Source organism: Kosakonia sp. CFBP8986, assembly GCF_034044935.1.
Classification (GTDB): Bacteria; Pseudomonadota; Gammaproteobacteria; order Enterobacterales; family Enterobacteriaceae; genus Kosakonia; species Kosakonia cowanii.
On record NZ_JAXCXB010000003.1, the window covers coordinates 135,807 to 152,718 of the forward strand.

At 54.7% G+C, this 16,912-nt stretch carries 21 protein-coding genes and 1 tRNA gene; 9 read left to right on the forward strand and 13 right to left on the reverse strand.

Annotation, left to right across the window (positions count from 1 at the left end; all coding sequences use genetic code 11):
- Positions 1-23: 23 nt before the first annotated feature.
- The 6 genes from SOM48_RS07370 to SOM48_RS07395 form a co-directional block, all read right to left on the reverse strand.
- Positions 24-971, reverse strand: coding sequence for a nickel/cobalt transporter (locus SOM48_RS07370; RefSeq protein WP_320511708.1), 948 nt, complete (start codon positions 969-971; stop codon positions 24-26).
- A gap of 69 nt (positions 972-1,040) precedes the next feature.
- A complete protein-coding gene (locus SOM48_RS07375) occupies positions 1,041-1,652 on the reverse strand; it encodes a DUF2238 domain-containing protein (protein ID WP_320511709.1) in 612 nt (203 codons plus the stop codon).
- A gap of 91 nt (positions 1,653-1,743) precedes the next feature.
- Entirely contained in the window at positions 1,744-2,235 is a 492-nt protein-coding gene (locus SOM48_RS07380) for a DUF4411 family protein (RefSeq protein ID WP_270221136.1), read from the reverse strand.
- Complete coding sequence (locus SOM48_RS07385) at positions 2,232-3,377, reverse strand: ImmA/IrrE family metallo-endopeptidase (RefSeq protein ID WP_320511710.1); 1,146 nt, start codon at positions 3,375-3,377, stop codon at positions 2,232-2,234. The genes SOM48_RS07380 and SOM48_RS07385 overlap by 4 nt, the downstream gene beginning before the upstream one ends.
- A gap of 474 nt (positions 3,378-3,851) precedes the next feature.
- Complete coding sequence (locus tag SOM48_RS07390; protein WP_320511711.1) at positions 3,852-4,592, reverse strand: SDR family oxidoreductase; 741 nt, start codon at positions 4,590-4,592, stop codon at positions 3,852-3,854.
- Between the two features lie 85 nt (positions 4,593-4,677).
- Positions 4,678-5,070, reverse strand: a complete 393-nt coding sequence (locus SOM48_RS07395; RefSeq protein ID WP_054803060.1) for a winged helix-turn-helix transcriptional regulator — start codon at positions 5,068-5,070, stop codon at positions 4,678-4,680.
- Between the two features lie 150 nt (positions 5,071-5,220).
- On the opposite strand from SOM48_RS07395, the gene SOM48_RS07400 reads away from it, so the two are divergent.
- Both SOM48_RS07400 and SOM48_RS07405 read left to right on the forward strand, forming a co-directional pair.
- Entirely contained in the window at positions 5,221-5,691 is a 471-nt protein-coding gene (locus tag SOM48_RS07400) for a nuclear transport factor 2 family protein (protein WP_320511712.1), read from the forward strand.
- Positions 5,692-5,866: 175 nt separating this feature from the next.
- Positions 5,867-6,358 carry a SymE family type I addiction module toxin gene (locus SOM48_RS07405; RefSeq protein ID WP_320511713.1) on the forward strand — a complete coding sequence of 164 codons (492 nt, stop codon included), beginning with the start codon at positions 5,867-5,869 and terminating at the stop codon, positions 6,356-6,358.
- Positions 6,359-6,426: 68 nt separating this feature from the next.
- Here the strand turns inward: SOM48_RS07405 and SOM48_RS07410 are convergent, their stop codons facing one another.
- Positions 6,427-6,945 carry a ClbS/DfsB family four-helix bundle protein gene (locus SOM48_RS07410; protein ID WP_320511714.1) on the reverse strand — a complete coding sequence of 173 codons (519 nt, stop codon included), beginning with the start codon at positions 6,943-6,945 and terminating at the stop codon, positions 6,427-6,429.
- A 162-nt stretch (positions 6,946-7,107) separates the two neighbouring features.
- On the opposite strand from SOM48_RS07410, the gene SOM48_RS07415 reads away from it, so the two are divergent.
- The 4 genes from SOM48_RS07415 to SOM48_RS07430 all read left to right on the forward strand — a co-directional run bounded on the left by SOM48_RS07415 (position 7,108) and on the right by SOM48_RS07430 (position 8,610).
- On the forward strand, positions 7,108-7,431 hold the full coding sequence (locus SOM48_RS07415; RefSeq protein WP_320511715.1) for a DcrB-related protein: 324 nt from the start codon (positions 7,108-7,110) through the stop codon (positions 7,429-7,431).
- Positions 7,432-7,619: 188 nt separating this feature from the next.
- Positions 7,620-7,898 carry a hypothetical protein gene (locus tag SOM48_RS07420; protein WP_288881700.1) on the forward strand — a complete coding sequence of 93 codons (279 nt, stop codon included), beginning with the start codon at positions 7,620-7,622 and terminating at the stop codon, positions 7,896-7,898.
- Positions 7,899-8,056: 158 nt separating this feature from the next.
- Complete coding sequence (locus SOM48_RS07425) at positions 8,057-8,236, forward strand: hypothetical protein (protein ID WP_320511716.1); 180 nt, start codon at positions 8,057-8,059, stop codon at positions 8,234-8,236.
- Positions 8,233-8,610 (forward strand): hypothetical protein, encoded by a 378-nt coding sequence (locus SOM48_RS07430; protein ID WP_320511717.1) that lies wholly within the window; start codon positions 8,233-8,235, stop codon positions 8,608-8,610. The genes SOM48_RS07425 and SOM48_RS07430 overlap by 4 nt, the downstream gene beginning before the upstream one ends.
- 179 nt (positions 8,611-8,789) lie before the next feature.
- On the opposite strand, the gene SOM48_RS07435 is transcribed toward SOM48_RS07430, so the two are convergent.
- A tRNA-Phe gene (locus SOM48_RS07435) sits at positions 8,790-8,865 on the reverse strand.
- Positions 8,866-9,047: 182 nt separating this feature from the next.
- On the opposite strand from SOM48_RS07435, the gene SOM48_RS07440 reads away from it, so the two are divergent.
- Both SOM48_RS07440 and SOM48_RS07445 read left to right on the forward strand, forming a co-directional pair.
- On the forward strand, positions 9,048-9,893 hold the full coding sequence (locus SOM48_RS07440) for an AraC family transcriptional regulator (RefSeq protein ID WP_054803055.1): 846 nt from the start codon (positions 9,048-9,050) through the stop codon (positions 9,891-9,893).
- A gap of 37 nt (positions 9,894-9,930) precedes the next feature.
- A complete protein-coding gene (locus SOM48_RS07445) occupies positions 9,931-10,536 on the forward strand; it encodes a LysE family translocator (protein WP_320511718.1) in 606 nt (201 codons plus the stop codon).
- Here the strand turns inward: SOM48_RS07445 and SOM48_RS07450 are convergent.
- The 5 genes from SOM48_RS07450 to aspA form a co-directional block, all read right to left on the reverse strand.
- Positions 10,533-11,108, reverse strand: a complete 576-nt coding sequence (locus SOM48_RS07450; protein WP_023478395.1) for a transcriptional regulator — start codon at positions 11,106-11,108, stop codon at positions 10,533-10,535. The genes SOM48_RS07445 and SOM48_RS07450 overlap by 4 nt on opposite strands.
- 46 nt (positions 11,109-11,154) lie before the next feature.
- Positions 11,155-12,849 (reverse strand): protein-disulfide reductase DsbD, encoded by a 1,695-nt coding sequence (locus SOM48_RS07455; RefSeq protein ID WP_320511719.1) that lies wholly within the window; start codon positions 12,847-12,849, stop codon positions 11,155-11,157.
- Positions 12,825-13,148: a divalent cation tolerance protein CutA gene (gene cutA / locus SOM48_RS07460; RefSeq protein ID WP_320511720.1), complete on the reverse strand. Its 324-nt coding sequence runs from the start codon at positions 13,146-13,148 to the stop codon at positions 12,825-12,827. The genes SOM48_RS07455 and cutA overlap by 25 nt, the downstream gene beginning before the upstream one ends.
- 84 nt (positions 13,149-13,232) lie before the next feature.
- A complete protein-coding gene (locus SOM48_RS07465) occupies positions 13,233-14,534 on the reverse strand; it encodes an anaerobic C4-dicarboxylate transporter (protein WP_076769014.1) in 1,302 nt (433 codons plus the stop codon).
- 115 nt (positions 14,535-14,649) lie between these two features.
- Positions 14,650-16,086: an aspartate ammonia-lyase gene (aspA, locus tag SOM48_RS07470; RefSeq protein ID WP_023478344.1), complete on the reverse strand. Its 1,437-nt coding sequence runs from the start codon at positions 16,084-16,086 to the stop codon at positions 14,650-14,652.
- Positions 16,087-16,424: 338 nt separating this feature from the next.
- Between aspA and SOM48_RS07475 the strand changes: the two genes are divergently transcribed.
- A complete protein-coding gene (locus tag SOM48_RS07475; RefSeq protein WP_042718491.1) occupies positions 16,425-16,889 on the forward strand; it encodes an FxsA family protein in 465 nt (154 codons plus the stop codon).
- The last annotated feature ends 23 nt before the right edge of the window (positions 16,890-16,912 follow it).

Consider the following 16,912-nt stretch of genomic DNA (forward strand, 5'->3'; position numbering starts at 1 on the left):
ACGGCTTAGCCCTCCGGGTTTTTTTAACACCCTGCCGCAATATAATCCCCGTTAGCACTCACCGGGATCACCGTTAAAAACAGCACCAGCGCAAAGAGCATCAGCGCCACGCCACCCGCGATTTTTAGCCCCGGAACCAGCCAGCGTAAGCGACCTGACTCACTGCCAAACAAGGCTGCCGTGCGGTTACGCGCATAACGCACCGCCAGCGACAGCCCCATGATCGAGAGCGCTGTGCCGAAAGCCATGGTCATCACCGCCGCCATTCCCCACGTAACAATGCCGAGCGCATTCGAGAAGAGCAAAATCATAATGGCTCCGCTACAGGGCCGCGCGCCAATCGCCAGAATCACCCCCAGCCGGGTTTTCCAGTCGCCCTGCGTCGACACGCCAACGCCGTGATGCCCGCAGCCGCACTGCGCGTCGTGAACATGCGTCAGGGAGCGGATGCGCAGCGCGCGCGGTCGCAGGCTCTTCACCGCGCGCCAGATGACATAGGCCCCGAAGCCGCCAATCAGCACGGCGCTGACCTTCTCGACATACCAGCGGCTTTCGCTGAGATCGCCCGAGGCGAGGTTAAACCCGACCGCGAGGATAAAGACAAAAAGGATCGCGCTGACGCCCTGCATTAGGCTGCCGAGCAGCGGAACCATGCGCGCAGCGGTCTCGCTCTCCTTATTGGTGCTGAGATAGGTGGCGACAATAAATTTGCCGTGTCCCGGCCCGATGGCGTGCAGTACGCCGTAGAAGAACGCCCCGGTCAGCAGCCATAGCCCGCCGCTGTACTGATGATTATTGAGTTGCAGCAGATACATCACCAGGTAGCGGTGCAGGGTGATTTGCGCCGCCAGGCACCACTGCAAAAATGCGCCCCAGTGCGTGTGCAGGGCGAAAGCGGCGACCAGCCCTGCCGCCAGCAGCGTAAGCGCCGCCGGCAGGCGCCAGTCGCGGGTGAGAAGTTGCGTCGTCATAGGCGTTCAGCGATTAAGAAGGGATAGCCCGCAGTATAGGTGTCGACAGGTGCGGGCTCCAGTCTGGGATCAGAGATTGAGCTGCCGTTTGTGCCAGCGCCCGAGCAGCAGCACGGTGGTCAGCGCGCCGAGCAGGGCGCAGAGCATATCCGACTGGGTATCCCACGGATCGCCCTGCGTACCGAGGAAGTCATCCGCACCCTGACCCATCGCCAGCGCGGCCCACCACTCAATTAATTCATAGGTGGCGCTGATGGCTAACGCAATACAGCAGACGATAAAGTCGAGCATCTTGCCACCGCGCACGTACTGCCCACGCAGTAAAATCTCCCGCGCCGCCAGCGCCGGGACCAGCCCCTGAAAGAAGTGACCAAGTTTGTCGTATGGGTTGCGGCTAAGGTTGAACAAGTGCTGCACATCAAAGCCGAGCGGCACTTTGGCATAGGTGTACATCCCGCCAACCATCAGGATGATGGCGTGGAAGAAAATCAGCGTGTAAAGCAGGGCAGTCAGCGGGTAGCGCCGCCAGGTAGCGAGCAGCAGCGGCACCACGATCATCACCGGGATCACTTCCATCAGCCAGGTGGCGCGGTCATGGGTAAAGAGACCGGTATAAATAAGGATCAGTAACAGGATCAGCGCCGCGCCGTACAGCGCAGGGCGGTTAACGCTCTTGAGCATACGAATGTCCGTTTCGGTAACAGGGAAAAAGAGACTATCGGCTGAAAAGGGGGAAAAGACAAATCCATGCTTTACAGAGCATCACTTCTTTTCAGGACTCCAACACAAAGCGTGCTTTAAGCTCCCGCAGAAATTGAAAGGTGTTAATACACGGCACGCCAAATTGCTGGCAAATATTCGGTACTTTAACTTTCTTTGTATTGGGCGAAACGAAGGATTCATGCGTAACAATAATGGCGCCGATAACTTTGGCCTTAGCAATGATCCACGGATCGGCCTTGGCCAGAAAGTTGTCCCGATTCGCAGGGTTGTAATCACCGCTAATCACTATCTCGGCAATCTGCGTGAAGATCAGTTGAGTGTCATTATCATCATGTTTGATAAAGTGCTCAGGGCGAGCTTTTGCCCATTCCGCCAGTTCATCATTCCCCTCTTTTAACTCGCGGCCGATCATTTCTACGCTTGCCAACATATTTTGTTGAAACTGGAGATCGAGCCACTCCCAGTAGGCTGGGCAGATATCCATGCCGTAATACTGATTTTTAGCCTGAATATAAGTATTGGCATCTAACAGATATCTCATAAACCCAACTCCTTAGCGAAACCGGGGATTTTTGCTGGCTTTATACCATCAAGAAGCATACTTGCTTCCCGAAGCAAAAGCTGACCGCTCAGAGCCTGGCCTACGACAGCGCGCGAGAAGGGTTGGCTGATCTGCGCTTTTTTTGTTTTGTAATAGGTAGGCCCCCCTTTCTCGCTTTTCTCACGTTCCAGCCATGCAGCTTTAAGTTTTGCGATAAAGTGCGAGTAATCATCATGTTGAATAAAACCCAATGTTAGTGCACGGCGGGCAAGCACCCAGCTACTGACTCTGAAATGGTTTTCTAACGGAGGAAGATTATCTTGCCAGTTCTCATTATCCTGCTGCCAGAGAAGCTGGAACTCTTCAGCAGGCACTAATAATTCAGCGGCAACGGCATTGCACAACACTTCCTCTCTACGAGATGCATGGGTATCGCCATCAGAAATACCTGATTGGCCTATCCAGATATGGCATAACTCATGAATAAGGGTAAACAGACGGGCGCCAGGAGCATCAGCGTGATTAACAAAAATAATTGGCGCGTATTCATCGGTAATAGCAAATCCGCGGAACTCCTCTACGCGAAGAGGGCGGGTGAAATGACCCAAATTTGCCTGGCGCATCACTAAGATGCCAACGGATTCGATTCGATTAACCAAATCCCGATAATAATCATCACTGTTACCCCGCTGTGGATGGGAGGCCAGGTTGAGAACTTTCCTGATGCTCTCAACAATGGTCTTTACATCATCTTGCAGGGAGAATCGGCCAACATAGGGATTAGGCTCTATAAACTGCTGTTTTAGATACTCGCGGTACCACTCCTGACGCTGAAGCATAAGCTTGACGATATCTAACAGTTCTGCGCTTGGTCGATTGACAAGTTTACCGTCGACAGTCCTTAAATCAGGGATAAGTAGCGTCTCAACAGGTGGGTGTAATAAAAAGAGATACCCAAACGGGACATGGGCTTTATCAGCAAACTGCATGGCCTGATTGAATGTCAGAGTTTGTTCGCCAGATTCCCATTTGAGCAGGCGCTCTTCATCAATCATTAACTTGTGTGCAAAATCAGACACGGAACAACCGGAACGCTCACGCGCCCAGGTTAGCATTGCGGTGTTGATGTTTGCGGTAGCCATAATGTCCCTCTCTGTTCTCTCGCGGCATTATAGAGAATAAGTTCACATGCTCAAAATATACACTTACTTTTAGAAATAACTGATTGATTTTATTAATTATTGTGAGAGGCGGGCATTAAGGCATCCTCTAAAACATCTGTCCCAACTTTGTTACTTGTTAATGTCCTTTCGGCGAAAAAATATAAACCAGTAATTGCGGCTGCGATATCACTTAAGATCGTTTTTGCGAGACTAATTCCGAAATTAAGAATCATGTTGCTTCAGCCCAAAAAATTTTATCCGTTTGTAATATCTAATATTTTTCTTAATCACACTCAGAATATAAATCTCTTGAATGGTTTTCTGAAAAAATTAATTCGATGGTATACAACGCACCTGCGTTATACAGCATAACTAATGAAACGAATCTGCTTGAGGAAAAAATCCGCCTTAACAGCGGATCCAATTTTTCAGCACGTTAAGGCACTTATCGAATCAGTAATGCACCAGCCCGCCATCCACTGCGTACTGGCTGCCGGTAACGTATGACGCATCATCCGAGAGCAAAAAGAGCGCGACGGCGGCGGCTTCCTGTGCGGTACCGGCGCGTCTGAGCGGCACCTGGCTTACCACAAAATCCTCAAACTGCTGGCGCGACTCTTCGGGCATAAAGTGCCTGAAGTTGGTCTCAATCGGCCCCGGCACCAGCGTGTTGGCGCGGATATCGCGCGGTGCCAGCGCGCTGGCCCAGCTCTTGACCATCGCAACGATTGCGCCTTTGGTGGCGGCATAAAGGCTGGTCATCGCCGCACCTTCATAGACGGAAGAGGAGGCGGTGACCAGCACTGACGCGCCGGAATGTAATGCACCAGAAAGCGCTGCCAGCTGGAGCATCGGGCCGCGCACGTTGGCGTTCATCATGCGGTTAAAGCTCTCGGCGGTGACCGATTCCGGCGCGCCGACTTCGGCATAACCGGCGTTCAGCCACAGGCCGTCGAGGGATCCCCACTGACTAATCGCCGTTGCCAGCGACTCGATATCTGCTTCGCTGGCAGCATCGCTTTTCAGGATCAGCGATGAGGTGGGCAGCAGCTTGCGGGCCTCAGCCAGGCGCGTTTCGTTCAGCCCGGTGATGGCGACCTCGCCACCCTCGCTGACGATGCGTTGTGCACCCGCCAGCCCCATTCCGCTGGTGCCACCGGTGATCAGCACGCGTTTGCCTTCAAATCTGCTCATAAATAGCCCCTGTTGGTTCCTGAAATGGACGTTTACCTTACGCAACAACCGCTTGCGCCGTCATCTGTTTCAGCCCGTAACCGTCTTAGCCGCGCGCCTGTTCCTGCTGCTGTTCATGCTGGCGTCGGCGGGAGCGGCAGATATCAGCATGGTTTTCATCCGCCCACTGAATAAGTTTCTGCATCGGTTCCAGAAACGATCTCCCCAGCGGCGTTAGGGTGTACTCCACGCGCGGCGGCACTTCCGCATAAACGGTGCGGCTGACGTAACCGTCTGTTTCAAGACGTTTTAGCGTGCGGGAGAGCATCTGGCGGGAGATATCGCCAATTTCCCGGTTCAGTTCATTAAAGCGCAGCGTGCGTTCTGCCAGCGCTTCCAAAATCAGCAGGCTCCACTGATCGCCGATTTGATTAAGCACATCCCGGATCGGGCAGGGCTGCCCAAACTCGGCGATATCATTCTGGTCGTTGTCGCTCATTCGTTATCTCTCTTTTGCCGCCAATAGTCAGCTTCGTGTGACTAAGTACCTGAATTTTGACCTCTTGTTGAGGTTTTGCGGGCAATGTACCATCCGCGTTTTCAACGGTCTATTTTTGTGACCAAAGGTAATGTACTAAAGGAGAGCACAATGAAAAAGCTTATTAGCGGTGCGCTGTTAACGACAGTGCTGATCGCGTCTGGCAGCGTTGTGGCGGCCCCTGCGGCAAACGCGCGCAATGTGGCGATAGAAGAGGCTAACCGACAGCTGGTGGTTGATTTTTATGATAAATTCTTCAACCGCCACGAGGTGAAAGAGGCCGCGAAGGTCGTTGATGAGCATTACCGCCAGCACAACCCCGATGTGCCGGACGGCAAAGCGCCGTTTGTGAATTACTTCACCGGTTTCTTCAAGGAGAACCCGCACTCTGCCGCGCGGATTGTGCGCAGCGCCGCCGACGGCGATTTAGTCTGGTTGCAGGTTCACTCGACCAATGACAGTAAAGATCGCGGCCAGGCGGTGATGGATATCTTCCGTGTGAGCAACGGGAAAATTGTTGAACACTGGGACATCATTCAGTCGGTGCCGGAGAAGTCCGCCAACGCCAATACAATGTTCTGAAGAGCGATCCCGGCTGCGTGCAAACGAGGGCAGGGGGAGAACACCCATTTTGCGAGGCAAATTCCGGAATAACACTTTGTTTTGCAGGAAGAAGTAAAACCGCTTGTCGGCTTTGGGCATCAGCGCTATTTTTCACCGGCACCTGCAAAATCAGGTGCCGGGATTGGAACCCTGAATGACTTCATCGGCGACATATAGCGCGTTCACGCTTTTTTTATGTCGTGCGTTCGGCTACACCTCAATGGTGGGTCGGGCGGGGGCGTCGCAAGACGCGCCGGTATCGATGAGGCCGGTAGTTCCAACCCCGCCCGATTCCGCCACCCAAGAGATTGGAACCTCTGGTGACGGTAATAATCATTACTCATCGGAGGCTGCCCTTATGGCTACGATCCCTACCCAGGCTCACCCATTCCCCAAAACCGAACGCCGCTACACCGTCGGCTATGCCCCTAATCAGGGCGATACCAGCACGCCTTGCCTCAACCTGAGCGGCAAATGGCTGAAAGAAGCCGGGTTCACCACCGGCAAAGGCGTTACCGTGAAAATCGCCGGAGACTGCATTGTGCTGATCCCCGATAACGACAATGAGCATGCCCTGCGGCAAGAGTTAAAGCAGATGAAGCAGGCGGTAAAAGCGGTGAAAGAAGGGGTGCTGAGCGCGCTTTAAATCTGGAATTAAGTGGACACCAACACCACAATTTTAGGGAGTTAGTGTCCACTTAATAACGCTGATAATCACTTCAAAAGCAGATCCTTATCTTTCGCCCACTTCCTTAAACGCCCATTCGCGTTGGCGTACGGCGAGGAAGTGTTAAATGAGATCATCCGGCCCATCGTCCATTTCGTGTACCACGGTCTTCCATACAAAACCTCATCCGTGCGCGCATCAATAAGCTGGACGATTTCACTTTTGGCGCGTTGCAGTTCTTCAACCAGCTCGCCATAGCTTAACGCGCTGTAATCCGAGTAAAACTTTTGCGCGAGGAGACCCAACTGGTTCCACTTGTACCCCGTTTCCGGGAAATCGACAGGCAGGCCTGTGGCATCATTGGTTATCCACTTCACGACTAGCTTGTTCCATCCGAGCAGATAGGCGACCAGGTTATGCACGCTCATCGTTGTCCCTTTAGCGTGACCCTCCATGGAAAGCTCTGACGTGATTTGCGGTGGGATTCTATTTAAGTAACTCATTAATTTAGCGAAATTTTTATCGATAGCGGAAAGCAGTTCAGCTTTGGTTTGCGGCACGCTCATCACGAATTCCCTCTCAGATAAGAAGAGACACCATCAATGCACGGGGTGAGGTTGAGTGGGAGCTCACCGTGTTAACATAGGGAAGTTACAGGCCATATCTGTACCTCATCGGGGAATAATATCTGCGCGGGAACTCTCATTTTCGCGTCTGGTTTTCAGAATGTGTTCACGCCACCCGGCGCGGATGCACCGGCGCTCAATATCTTCCGCGACACGCAGAACCCCGGCGAAACGCTGGCGGCCTATATCGACCGCCAGATGGCTCTGATGGCGAAACATCTCAAGGGCTGGAAAACGGGCAAGCGCACAGAGGCTGTGCTCGGCGGCAGCCTGGCAATCGGCGAAATCATCCATGCCAGCTACCTGCGTGACGGTAAGCGCACCTTTCAGCAGCAGGCGGTCTATCATTATGACGCGCTTGGCTGGCGCATCCGCAAAAGGCTATGGAAAATGATAGTGCTTTTGCAGAACAACTTAACAAGTTAGGTATTAAACCAGAGCGTACGCATACAGGGATTGCTCCCAGAAGGCTGCCTGAGGGGGGATACGGCACCATGAAATTGAGGAGGGAACGATGCGATTAGTCCCGAGATCTCAACACACTCCAGGAAGCGGGTACTGGAAAATATTTCATCTTGATGGCTACGGCGGATATGCGGTATAGGGGAAATAGAATGACATTAAGTGATTTAATTGATCGGTTAAATAGTTTCGAGGAAGAAAAAACCATCTACGCGAAGCAGCCATGGCATCCTGATACTATTGCAATTGTTGCAGATGAGCCGGATGAGGGGGGCATACCAGATGAAGCCTCAAAAGTAGGTGCTGAATATTTTCTGGAAATTTTCCTTGCTAGTGAGTTTTTGGAAGGTTGGACATCACATTTAGACAAGGAGCCAACGGTTGAGGAAAAATGTCTGCGACTGATTAAGTATGCAGAAAATGATGCCTAGTGAATAACTAGCAGTGCCGGGATTGTGAAACCATATCATTCCGGCATTACTTCTGGTTTTATTCACTTACTAAACCGGTTAAACCAGAAAATGCTCTTAATCGATGGGATGAGTTCCTTGGTGCTGGCCCCCATACAAACACCTTTCCAGGAATGTGGATGCCAGATCCAGACAGGATAGTATCTGCTGACGGCAAGAGAAGTATTCGTTATGGTAGTCATGAAATGAATAGTAAACCGACTAAACATCGTTACCATGAAGAAATATGGACATTGGAACCTATAAACAATGTAATGAATGCGGATAATCTTGTTGTAAGGGTGCCAATTTTAAAATGACAGAAATAATGATTACTGCAGTTGATGAGCATAAAGTTGAGTTTACCTCTGCTTTAGGCTGTGGAGCGGCTACATGGGTCGGAATGCCGCCGCGACAAGGTAATACCTATGACGTTGAAATAGATATAGATGATATTTTTCAATGGGGTAAAAATATTGATATTTCAGTGCAGGAAACTTCCAAAATTGATGTTGTAGGAAATAATCTTTTATTCTTCGGAAAGATCATAGCCTATGAAGATGATGGGGTTTTAGCTATCAGGGTAGGGGGAGGTATTATTTTTTTAGAAGTATCTGATGCCCCAAATGAAGGTGAAAACGTTGCTTTTTTTACCTCAATAAATAACATATCTTTGCACCCTGTTAATTTATAAATAAAAACCGCATATAGTGGTGCCCGGACCCGGACTAGCGCCGCAGGCGTTGAACAGCGCGCTTGTCGCGCTGGCCCCGAAGGGGTGAGCCGCTCGCGGCGAATAATCGAACGAAGTTCGATGAAGAGTCCGGTCGCAGGAAAGCAAAAACCCAGCCATAGGCTGGGTTCTTTAAATAGTGGTGCCCGGACTCGGAATCGAACCAAGGACACGGGGATTTTCAATCCCCTGCTCTACCGACTGAGCTATCCGGGCAACGGGCGGCATTAAACCGTAATCGCCCGTGGGCGTCAACCAAATTTCCCGAAATCCCTTTCAGTTGCTCAACTTTGCGGCAAAACGCGCAAAACCGCGCCGAAAATCGGGGGCTGCACAAATCTTCCAGACTTTTACATTACGGTGATGAATGCTACTTTTCGATAGTATACGGAGGCGAAATGTCTAAAGACTGGCTTGAGCTGCGACAGCATGCGGATACGGGGATTGAAACCATCCGCGCCCATTTCGAGGGGCATGCGTATGACCCGCACTGGCATGACAGCTATCTGGTGGGTATTACGCTGTCTGGCACTCAGCAGTTTCACTGCCGTCGCGAGCGGCACCATAGCCGACCGGGTGACGCCTTTTTACTCGAGCCGGGCGAGATCCACGATGGCGATGCGCCGGTAGAGGGCGGCTTTACCTATCTCACCTTTTACCTCGACGATCGCTGGCTCAACACCACGCTGCGTGGCTTGTATGACGCGGTGCCTTCCAGTTATGCGCTGCACTTTTCCCATACCATCGCCCGTGAACCGCGGCTGATTCGCACCATTGCGCAAACCTTCTCTGCGCTGCACAGCGATGAGATGCGCATTGTCCAGCAGGGGACGATGGATGCGCTGCTTGGCGAGCTGACGCACCACTGCCAGTGGCGCAAACGCATCCCGACGCAGATCCAGAGCGTGGCAATTGCCCATCGCGCGCGGGATTATCTTCATGCGCATATCGGCGACAATATTGGCTTAACGGACCTGGCGCGCGAAACCGGCACCGATCGCTTTACGTTGACGCGCTGCTTTAAGCGCGAGTTCGGTTTAAGCCCGCACGCCTGGCTTGTGCAGTTGCGCCTGACCACCGCGCGTGCGCAGTTGGCGCGGGGCGATCTGCCCGCGGATGTCGCTGCTGCCGTGGGATTTGCCGATCAGAGCCATCTTGGGCGCTGGTTCCAGCGCGCTTATCGTCTCTCTCCGGCGCACTACCGCAGGCTCTGCACAAACCTTCCAGACGATGACATAAAATAACGCGACATTGACAGGCTGACACCTAAGGAGCCTGACAATGACCCTGATCTCTACCTTCCTGCCGTTTTTGCTCTTCGCCTTTGTCGCGTCGATCACCCCCGGCCCGACCAATATCCTGATCCTCGCCAGCAGCCAGCGCTTTGGCGTCAAAGCCACGCTGCCTGCGGTGGTGAGCGCCTGCGTTGCCGCCAGCGCGATTGTCTTTATCTCCGGTGCGGGCGCAGGACAGATATTGCAGGAACATGTACTGGTGAGAACGGTGATGAGTTGGGCGGGCGTGGCGTGGTTAAGCTGGATGAGCTGGCAGCTGTTTCGTGCGCCGGCCACCGATCTGCACGGTGAGGCGCAGCAGCCCTTCAGCATACGTGCGGCGGCGATATTACAACTCATCAACCCGAAAACCTGGATGATGGCGTTAGCGGTAGTGAGCCTGTTTGCCCCACACAGCGGTCATCCGCTGCGCGAGGTCTCGGTGATGGCGCTATCGTTTTTCCTGATCTCGCTCATCTCCCTTGTCGCCTGGGCGCTGCTCGGCAAAGCCGTTAACCGGCTGTTCCGCACCCCGGCGTCACTTGTCGCCTTTCAGCGCGTGATGGCGCTGTGCCTGTTTCTCTCCGCGTGGGCGGGGTTGCTGAGCGCTTAGGTCAGCGCGCCGCCCTTGCGGCAGCGGGCAAAGCGCAGAATATCTTCTGCCAGCCGCTGGGCGGTGTCGACATCCGCCTGGCTGCGGTTGACCAGCATACGGCTAAGACACCCTTCCAGGATCAGCTCCATCTGCTTCGCCACCATCGCCGCATCGTCCACTTCCAGCTCGTTCAGCAGCTTGTGAGAGAAGTTATACGCTTCAAGCTTCTGCTGATCCGCCAGCTGGTGAATCGGGTGATCCGGGGCGGGGAAGAAGGCGCAGGCGGCGATAAACAGGCAGCCCGGATAGCGGTTGTTGCTCACGCACTCGGTCAGCGCGGCGTAACGCGCCAGCAGTTTTTGTTCATGGTTAAGGCTCTCATCCAGCAGCAGCTGGCGGCGCCAGGTATCGATCTGCTGGCTTAAATAGCGCAGCGCATCATAGAGCAGCGCCTCTTTATCGGGCCAGAAACGGCGGAACTCCTCCAGCGGATAGTCGACGCGCTCGGCAACCATTTCAAGAGTGGTGTCCGCAATGCCTCTTAATTCAAGCAGTTGCAATGTCTGGCTTAAAACGTCTTCGCGTTGCACAGTGGTCTCCTCCGTTACTGCGTCAAACTACCCCACCAAGTGTTGTTTACGGGGCGTGATTGCGCAAATGGTCGGCAAAGGCGTCGGCAGGCATAAACCCGGTCACCCGGGCCGCTGGCTGCTCTCGCCCTTGCGCGTCAAAAAAGAGCAGGGTAGGTAACCCCAGCACATTCAGATGGCGCAGAAGCACGGCATCCTGTGCGTCATTGGCCGTCACGTTGGCCTGTAATAACAGCGTGTTTTTCAGCGTCGCCTGCACTTTCGGGTCGCTAAAGGTGTACTTCTCAAACTCTTTACAGGCCACGCACCAGTCAGCATAGAGATCCAACATGACAGGCCGACCATTGGCCTGCGCCAGCGCCCGGTTGAGATCGTCGACGGTTTTCACTGATGTGAAGGCCAGCGGCGCATGCGCCTGTGCCGCGGGCGCGCCAAAAGCCCAGTCCTGCAATGGACGAGCGCAAACCAGCGCCGCGCCGAGCAGGGCGATTTGCAGCACCCGCATGATGGGGCGCGTGGCGTTGAGGCTGGTGATAAAGGCCCAGCCGAAGAAGGCGACGCCGAGCAATGACCAGAGCCGCAGTCCCCAGGCTTCGCCCAGCACGCGCTCCAGTAAAAAGACCGGCAGGGCGAGGATCACAAAGCCAAAGGCGGTTTTGACCTGCTCCATCCACGGCCCGCTTTTCGGCAGCAGGCGGTTGCCGAACACCGTCACAAGGATCAGCGGCAGGCCCATGCCGAGGGCATAAAGGTAGAGCGTGCCGCTGCCGAGCCAAAGGTTTCCGCTCTGGGCGATATAGAGCAGGATGGCGCTGAGCGGCGCGGTAGTGCAGGGCGAGCAGATAAGCCCGGCAATCGCCCCCATGGCGAACACGCCGCCGACGGAGCCGCCCTGCTGGCGGTTGCTCCACAGCGTTAAGCGGGTTTGCAGCGCGGAAGGCAGTTGCAGGTTAAAGAGGCCGAACATCGACAGCGCCAGCAGGCTAAACAGCAGCGACAAGCCGATAAGCACGTAGGGGTGTTGCAGCGCGGCCTGGAACGACAGCCCGGCGGCGGCCACCACCAGCCCCAGTGCGGTGTAGGTCAGCGCCATCCCCTGCACATAAATAAAGGCCAGCAGCAGCGCACGCGGCGTGGCAAGGCGCTGTTTGCCGCCGAGCACAATGCCGGAAATCAGCGGGTACATTGGCAATACGCAGGGAGTGAAAGCGATACCGATGCCGATCAACAGCGCCCAGAGGGCGGAGAAGGGCAGCGGGCGCTCGGGCGCAGTCTCAGTCGTTGGTGCGGCTTTGGGTTCGACCACCGGCGCGGCAGCGACCTCCATCAGCGGCACCACTTTGGTCTCCGGCGGGTAGCAGAAACCGGCATCGGCACAGCCTTGATAAGTGACGGTGAGCGTCGCGCCTTTCCCCGCCTGCGCGATGCTTAGCGGCAGGTTCAGCTTCTGGCGATAGATCTCGGTATTGCCGTAGAACTCATCTTCATGCATCTCGCCCTTCGGCAGATCGAGCGCGCCGATCTGCGCCTGCGCAGGCGTGACGCGGATCTGCTGGCGGTAGAGGTAGTAACCCTCTTTCACCTGCCAGTTGAGCGTCAGGTCATGTTGATGCTGTTGAAAATCAAAGGTGAACGCCTGGTCGGCAGGCACAAAGTCAGAGCGGCCGGGCGCGTCGAACAGCCCGGCGAAAGCGGATGTGCTGCATAACAGCAGGATCAGCGTAAGGATGCGTTGAGCCATGTGAGGTAGTCGTGCTCTCCGTGAGAAACCGGCAGCGCCAGCAGTTCAGGGGTTTGATAAGGGTGGTGCGATTTCAGGCAGGCGAAGAGATCGTCCAGGTGCGCAACGTCGGTTTTCAGCTGCAGTTGCACTTCATACTCCTGCTCCAGCTTGCCTTCCCAGTAGTAGAGCGAGGTCGCTCCGGGGAGGATCGTCACGCAGGCGGCGAGTTTTTCCGCCAGCGCTTTGGCCGCCAGATCCTGGGCGGTGGCTTCATCCGGAGCGGTGCAGAGTACAACAACGGCGTCGGGCGTGTTCATTCTCAACCTCCTGAAAGCGAAAGCAGGGACTATAGCATGCGACGCGGGAAGATCGGGCCGCCGGGCAGCCCGATTTATAGACTTTTACAACAAGATAGTGCCGAAGATAAAGCCGAGCACCACGCAGAGCGCGATGGCGATCACGCCGGGTATCAGGAAGGGGTGGTTGAAGACAAATTTGCCGATGCGCGTTGAGCCGGTGTCATCCATCTCGACCGCCGCCAGCAGCGTCGGGTAGGTTGGCAGCACAAACAGCGCCGACACGGCGGCAAAGGAAGCCACGGCGGTCAACGGGGAGACGCCAAGCAGCAGCGCGGCAGGCATCAGCGCTTTGGTGGTCGCCGCCTGCGAGTAGAGCAGAGTAGCAGCAAAGAAGAGCACCACCGCCAGTAGCCACGGGTAGCTGTGCAGCAGATCGCCTGCCACCATCTGGATATCTTCAATATGGTGTTTGACGAAGGTATCGCCGAGCCACGCCACGCCGAGCACGCAGATACAGGCGCTCATGCCGGATTTAAAGGTACCGGCGTTGAGGATCTCGCCGGTATCGACTTTGCAGCTCAGGCAGATAAGCGTGGCGATGGTCAGCATAAACACCACAATCGCTTCGTTACGCGGCAGCACCGGGTTGGCAATAAGCCCCACCGTCGGACTGATGGCGGTGGCGTAGAGCATCACGGCGATAATACCGACCAGAAAGAGCATCACCGAGCGTTTGGCGTGGGGCTTCAGGGCGAACACCTGCTCGCCGCGCAGCTTCACTTCCCCTTTCGCCAGCCGCTCCTGGTAGACCGGGTCGTCCTTCAGTTCGCAGCCGAGGAAGTTACAGACAATGGCGGTCAGCATCACGGCAATCAGCGTGACGGGGATACAGATCGCCAGCAGCGTCAGGTAGCTGACGCCCAGCGGCTCAAGGATACCGGCAAAGAAGACCACTGCCGCAGAGATGGGCGAGGCGGTAATAGCGATTTGTGACGCTACCACGGCGATAGAGAGCGGGCGCGAGGGGCGGATGCCCTGCTCTTTTGCCACTTCAGTAATCACCGGCAGCGTTGAGAAGGCAGTGTGGCCGGTACCCGCCAGGATGGTCATGAACCAGGTGACCAGCGGGGCGAGAAAGGTGATGTACTTCGGATGGCGGCGCAGCAGTCGCTCGGCGAGGCTGACTAAATAATCCATCCCGCCCGCCACCTGCATGGCGGCAATCGCGGCGATGACCGCCATGATGATCTCGATGACGTCAAACGGGATGGCGCCGGGTTTAATTTGAAAAAAGAGCGTCAGCACCAGCACCCCGAGGCCACCGGCAAAGCCAATGCCGATCCCCCCGAGCCTGGCGCCAAGGTAGATGGCAAGTAAGACGAGGACAAGCTCTGCAGCAAACATAGTGGGCTTCCTTGTTTTCCAAGTGATATGAAATTGTTATTGGTAAGTAACCACCCAAAAGAAAAAGGCACGTCGCGGAGGACGTGCCTTTCATATTTTTTAACCTGGGGGAAGGTTACTGTTCGCTTTCATCGGTATAGCGTTTCGCTTTATAGGCCGGATGCATCAGGTTCTGGGCAGAGAAGATATCATCCAGTTCCGTTTCCGTCAGCAATCCGCGCTCAAGCACCACTTCACGCACGCTCTTCCCGGTTTCGGCGCAGATCTTGCCGACGATATCGCCATTGTGGTGGCCGATAAACGGGTTGAGGTAGGTGACGATACCGATGGAGTTATAGACGTAGCTTTCACACACCTCTTTGTTGGCGGTGATGCCGTTAATGCATTTTTCCAGCAGGTTGTAGCAGGCGTTGGTCAGGATGTGGATCGACTCGAACATCGCCTGGCCAATCACCGGCTCCATCACGTTCAGCTGCAGCTGACCCGCTTCGGAAGCCATGGTGACGGTGATGTCGTTACCGATCACTTTAAAGCAGACCTGGTTTACCACTTCCGGCACAACCGGGTTCACTTTGGCCGGCATAATGGAGGAGCCTGCCTGCAGTTCCGGCAGGTTAATCTCGTTCAGCCCGGCGCGCGGCCCGGAGGAGAGCAGGCGCAGGTCGTTACAGATTTTCGACAGTTTTACCGCCAGGCGTTTCAGCGAGCTGTGCACCATTACGTAGGCGCCGCAGTCGGAGGTCGCTTCGATCAGATCTTCTGCGGCAACTACCGGCAGGTTGCTCACTTCCGCCAGTTTCTGCACGGCGAGTTGCTGGTAGCCATCCGGCGTGTTGAGGCGGGTACCGATAGCCGTTGCGCCGAGGTTCACTTCGAGCAGCAGTTCCGCGGTACGCAGCAGGTTTTTGGTCTCTTCATTCAGCAGCACGTTAAAGGCATGGAACTCCTGGCCGAGGGTCATCGGCACCGCATCCTGCAGCTGGGTACGGCCCATTTTCAGGATATCTTTGAACTCCACCGCTTTGTTTTCAAAGCCTTCGCCAAGCTGTTTGATGGCGTCGATCAGTTTGACCACCGAGGTGTAGACCGCGATGCGGAACCCGGTTGGGTAGGCATCGTTGGTGGACTGGCATTTGTTGACATGATCGTTCGGGTTGAGGAATTGATACTCCCCTTTCTGGTGACCCATCAGCTCAAGGCCGATGTTTGCCAGCACCTCGTTGGTGTTCATGTTCACAGACGTGCCCGCGCCGCCCTGATAGACGTCAACCGGGAACTGGTCCATGCATTTGCCGTTGTTCAGCACCTCATCACATGCGGCAACAATAGCGTTAGCAATACTTTTAGGGATGGTTTGCAGCTCTTTGTTCGCCAGCGCTGCGGCTTTCTTCACCATCACCATGCCACGAACAAACTCAGGGATGTCACTGATCTTGTTGTTGCTGATATAAAAGTTTTCAATCGCTCTCAGAGTATGCACGCCGTAGTAGGCATCCGCTGGCACTTCCCTGGTACCTAACAAGTCTTCTTCGATACGAATGTTGTTTAACATGTGAACCTTCTTTTTCAAGCTACGAATGAATACACCAATCACACAATATTTATGTGGTTATGTGTCTTTTTCGACCGACGATTATTCCCTCAATCGGCCAGAAGAGTGAAATTATATGCTGGCGCGGGCGAATTGCCGTAATCGGGATCACTTATTATCTTACTGGACCCATCATAATTACCAATATGTGAAATAAGTCACCGCTGCGTAACAAACAAAACTTTACACCGCCGGTGAAATTGAATTTTTCAACTTTGCCACCATCTCATCCTTATGCGAATTCGCAGACTCATTTTAGCAACGGTGAGATGACCGTTGCTCGTTCACAGGAGAAGCCAGTGCGCTGGATACCGTTTATTGCTTTTTTCTTATACGTTTACATCGAAATTTCGATCTTCATCCAGGTGGCTCACGTCTTTGGCGTGCTGATGACCCTTATCCTGGTGCTCTTCACCTCGGTTATCGGCATGTCGCTGGTGCGCAACCAGGGCTTTAAAAATCTGATGGCGATGCAGCAGAAGATGGCGGCGGGTGAAAGCCCGGCGGCCGAGATGATCAAGAGCGTGTCGCTGGTGATCGCTGGCCTGCTGCTGCTGCTGCCCGGTTTCTTTACTGACTTCCTCGGCCTGCTGCTGCTGGTGCCGCCGGTGCAGAAGCTGATCACCCTCAAGCTGATGCCCCACCTTCGCTTTTCGCGCGGGCCGGGCGCAGGCGCCGGGTTTGGCGGTGGCGACACCTTTGAAGGCGAATATCAGCGTAAAGATGACCCCAACAACCGTCTGGATCATAAAGACGATCGTTAAGCTCCGCTGCCCGGCCTCGCCGG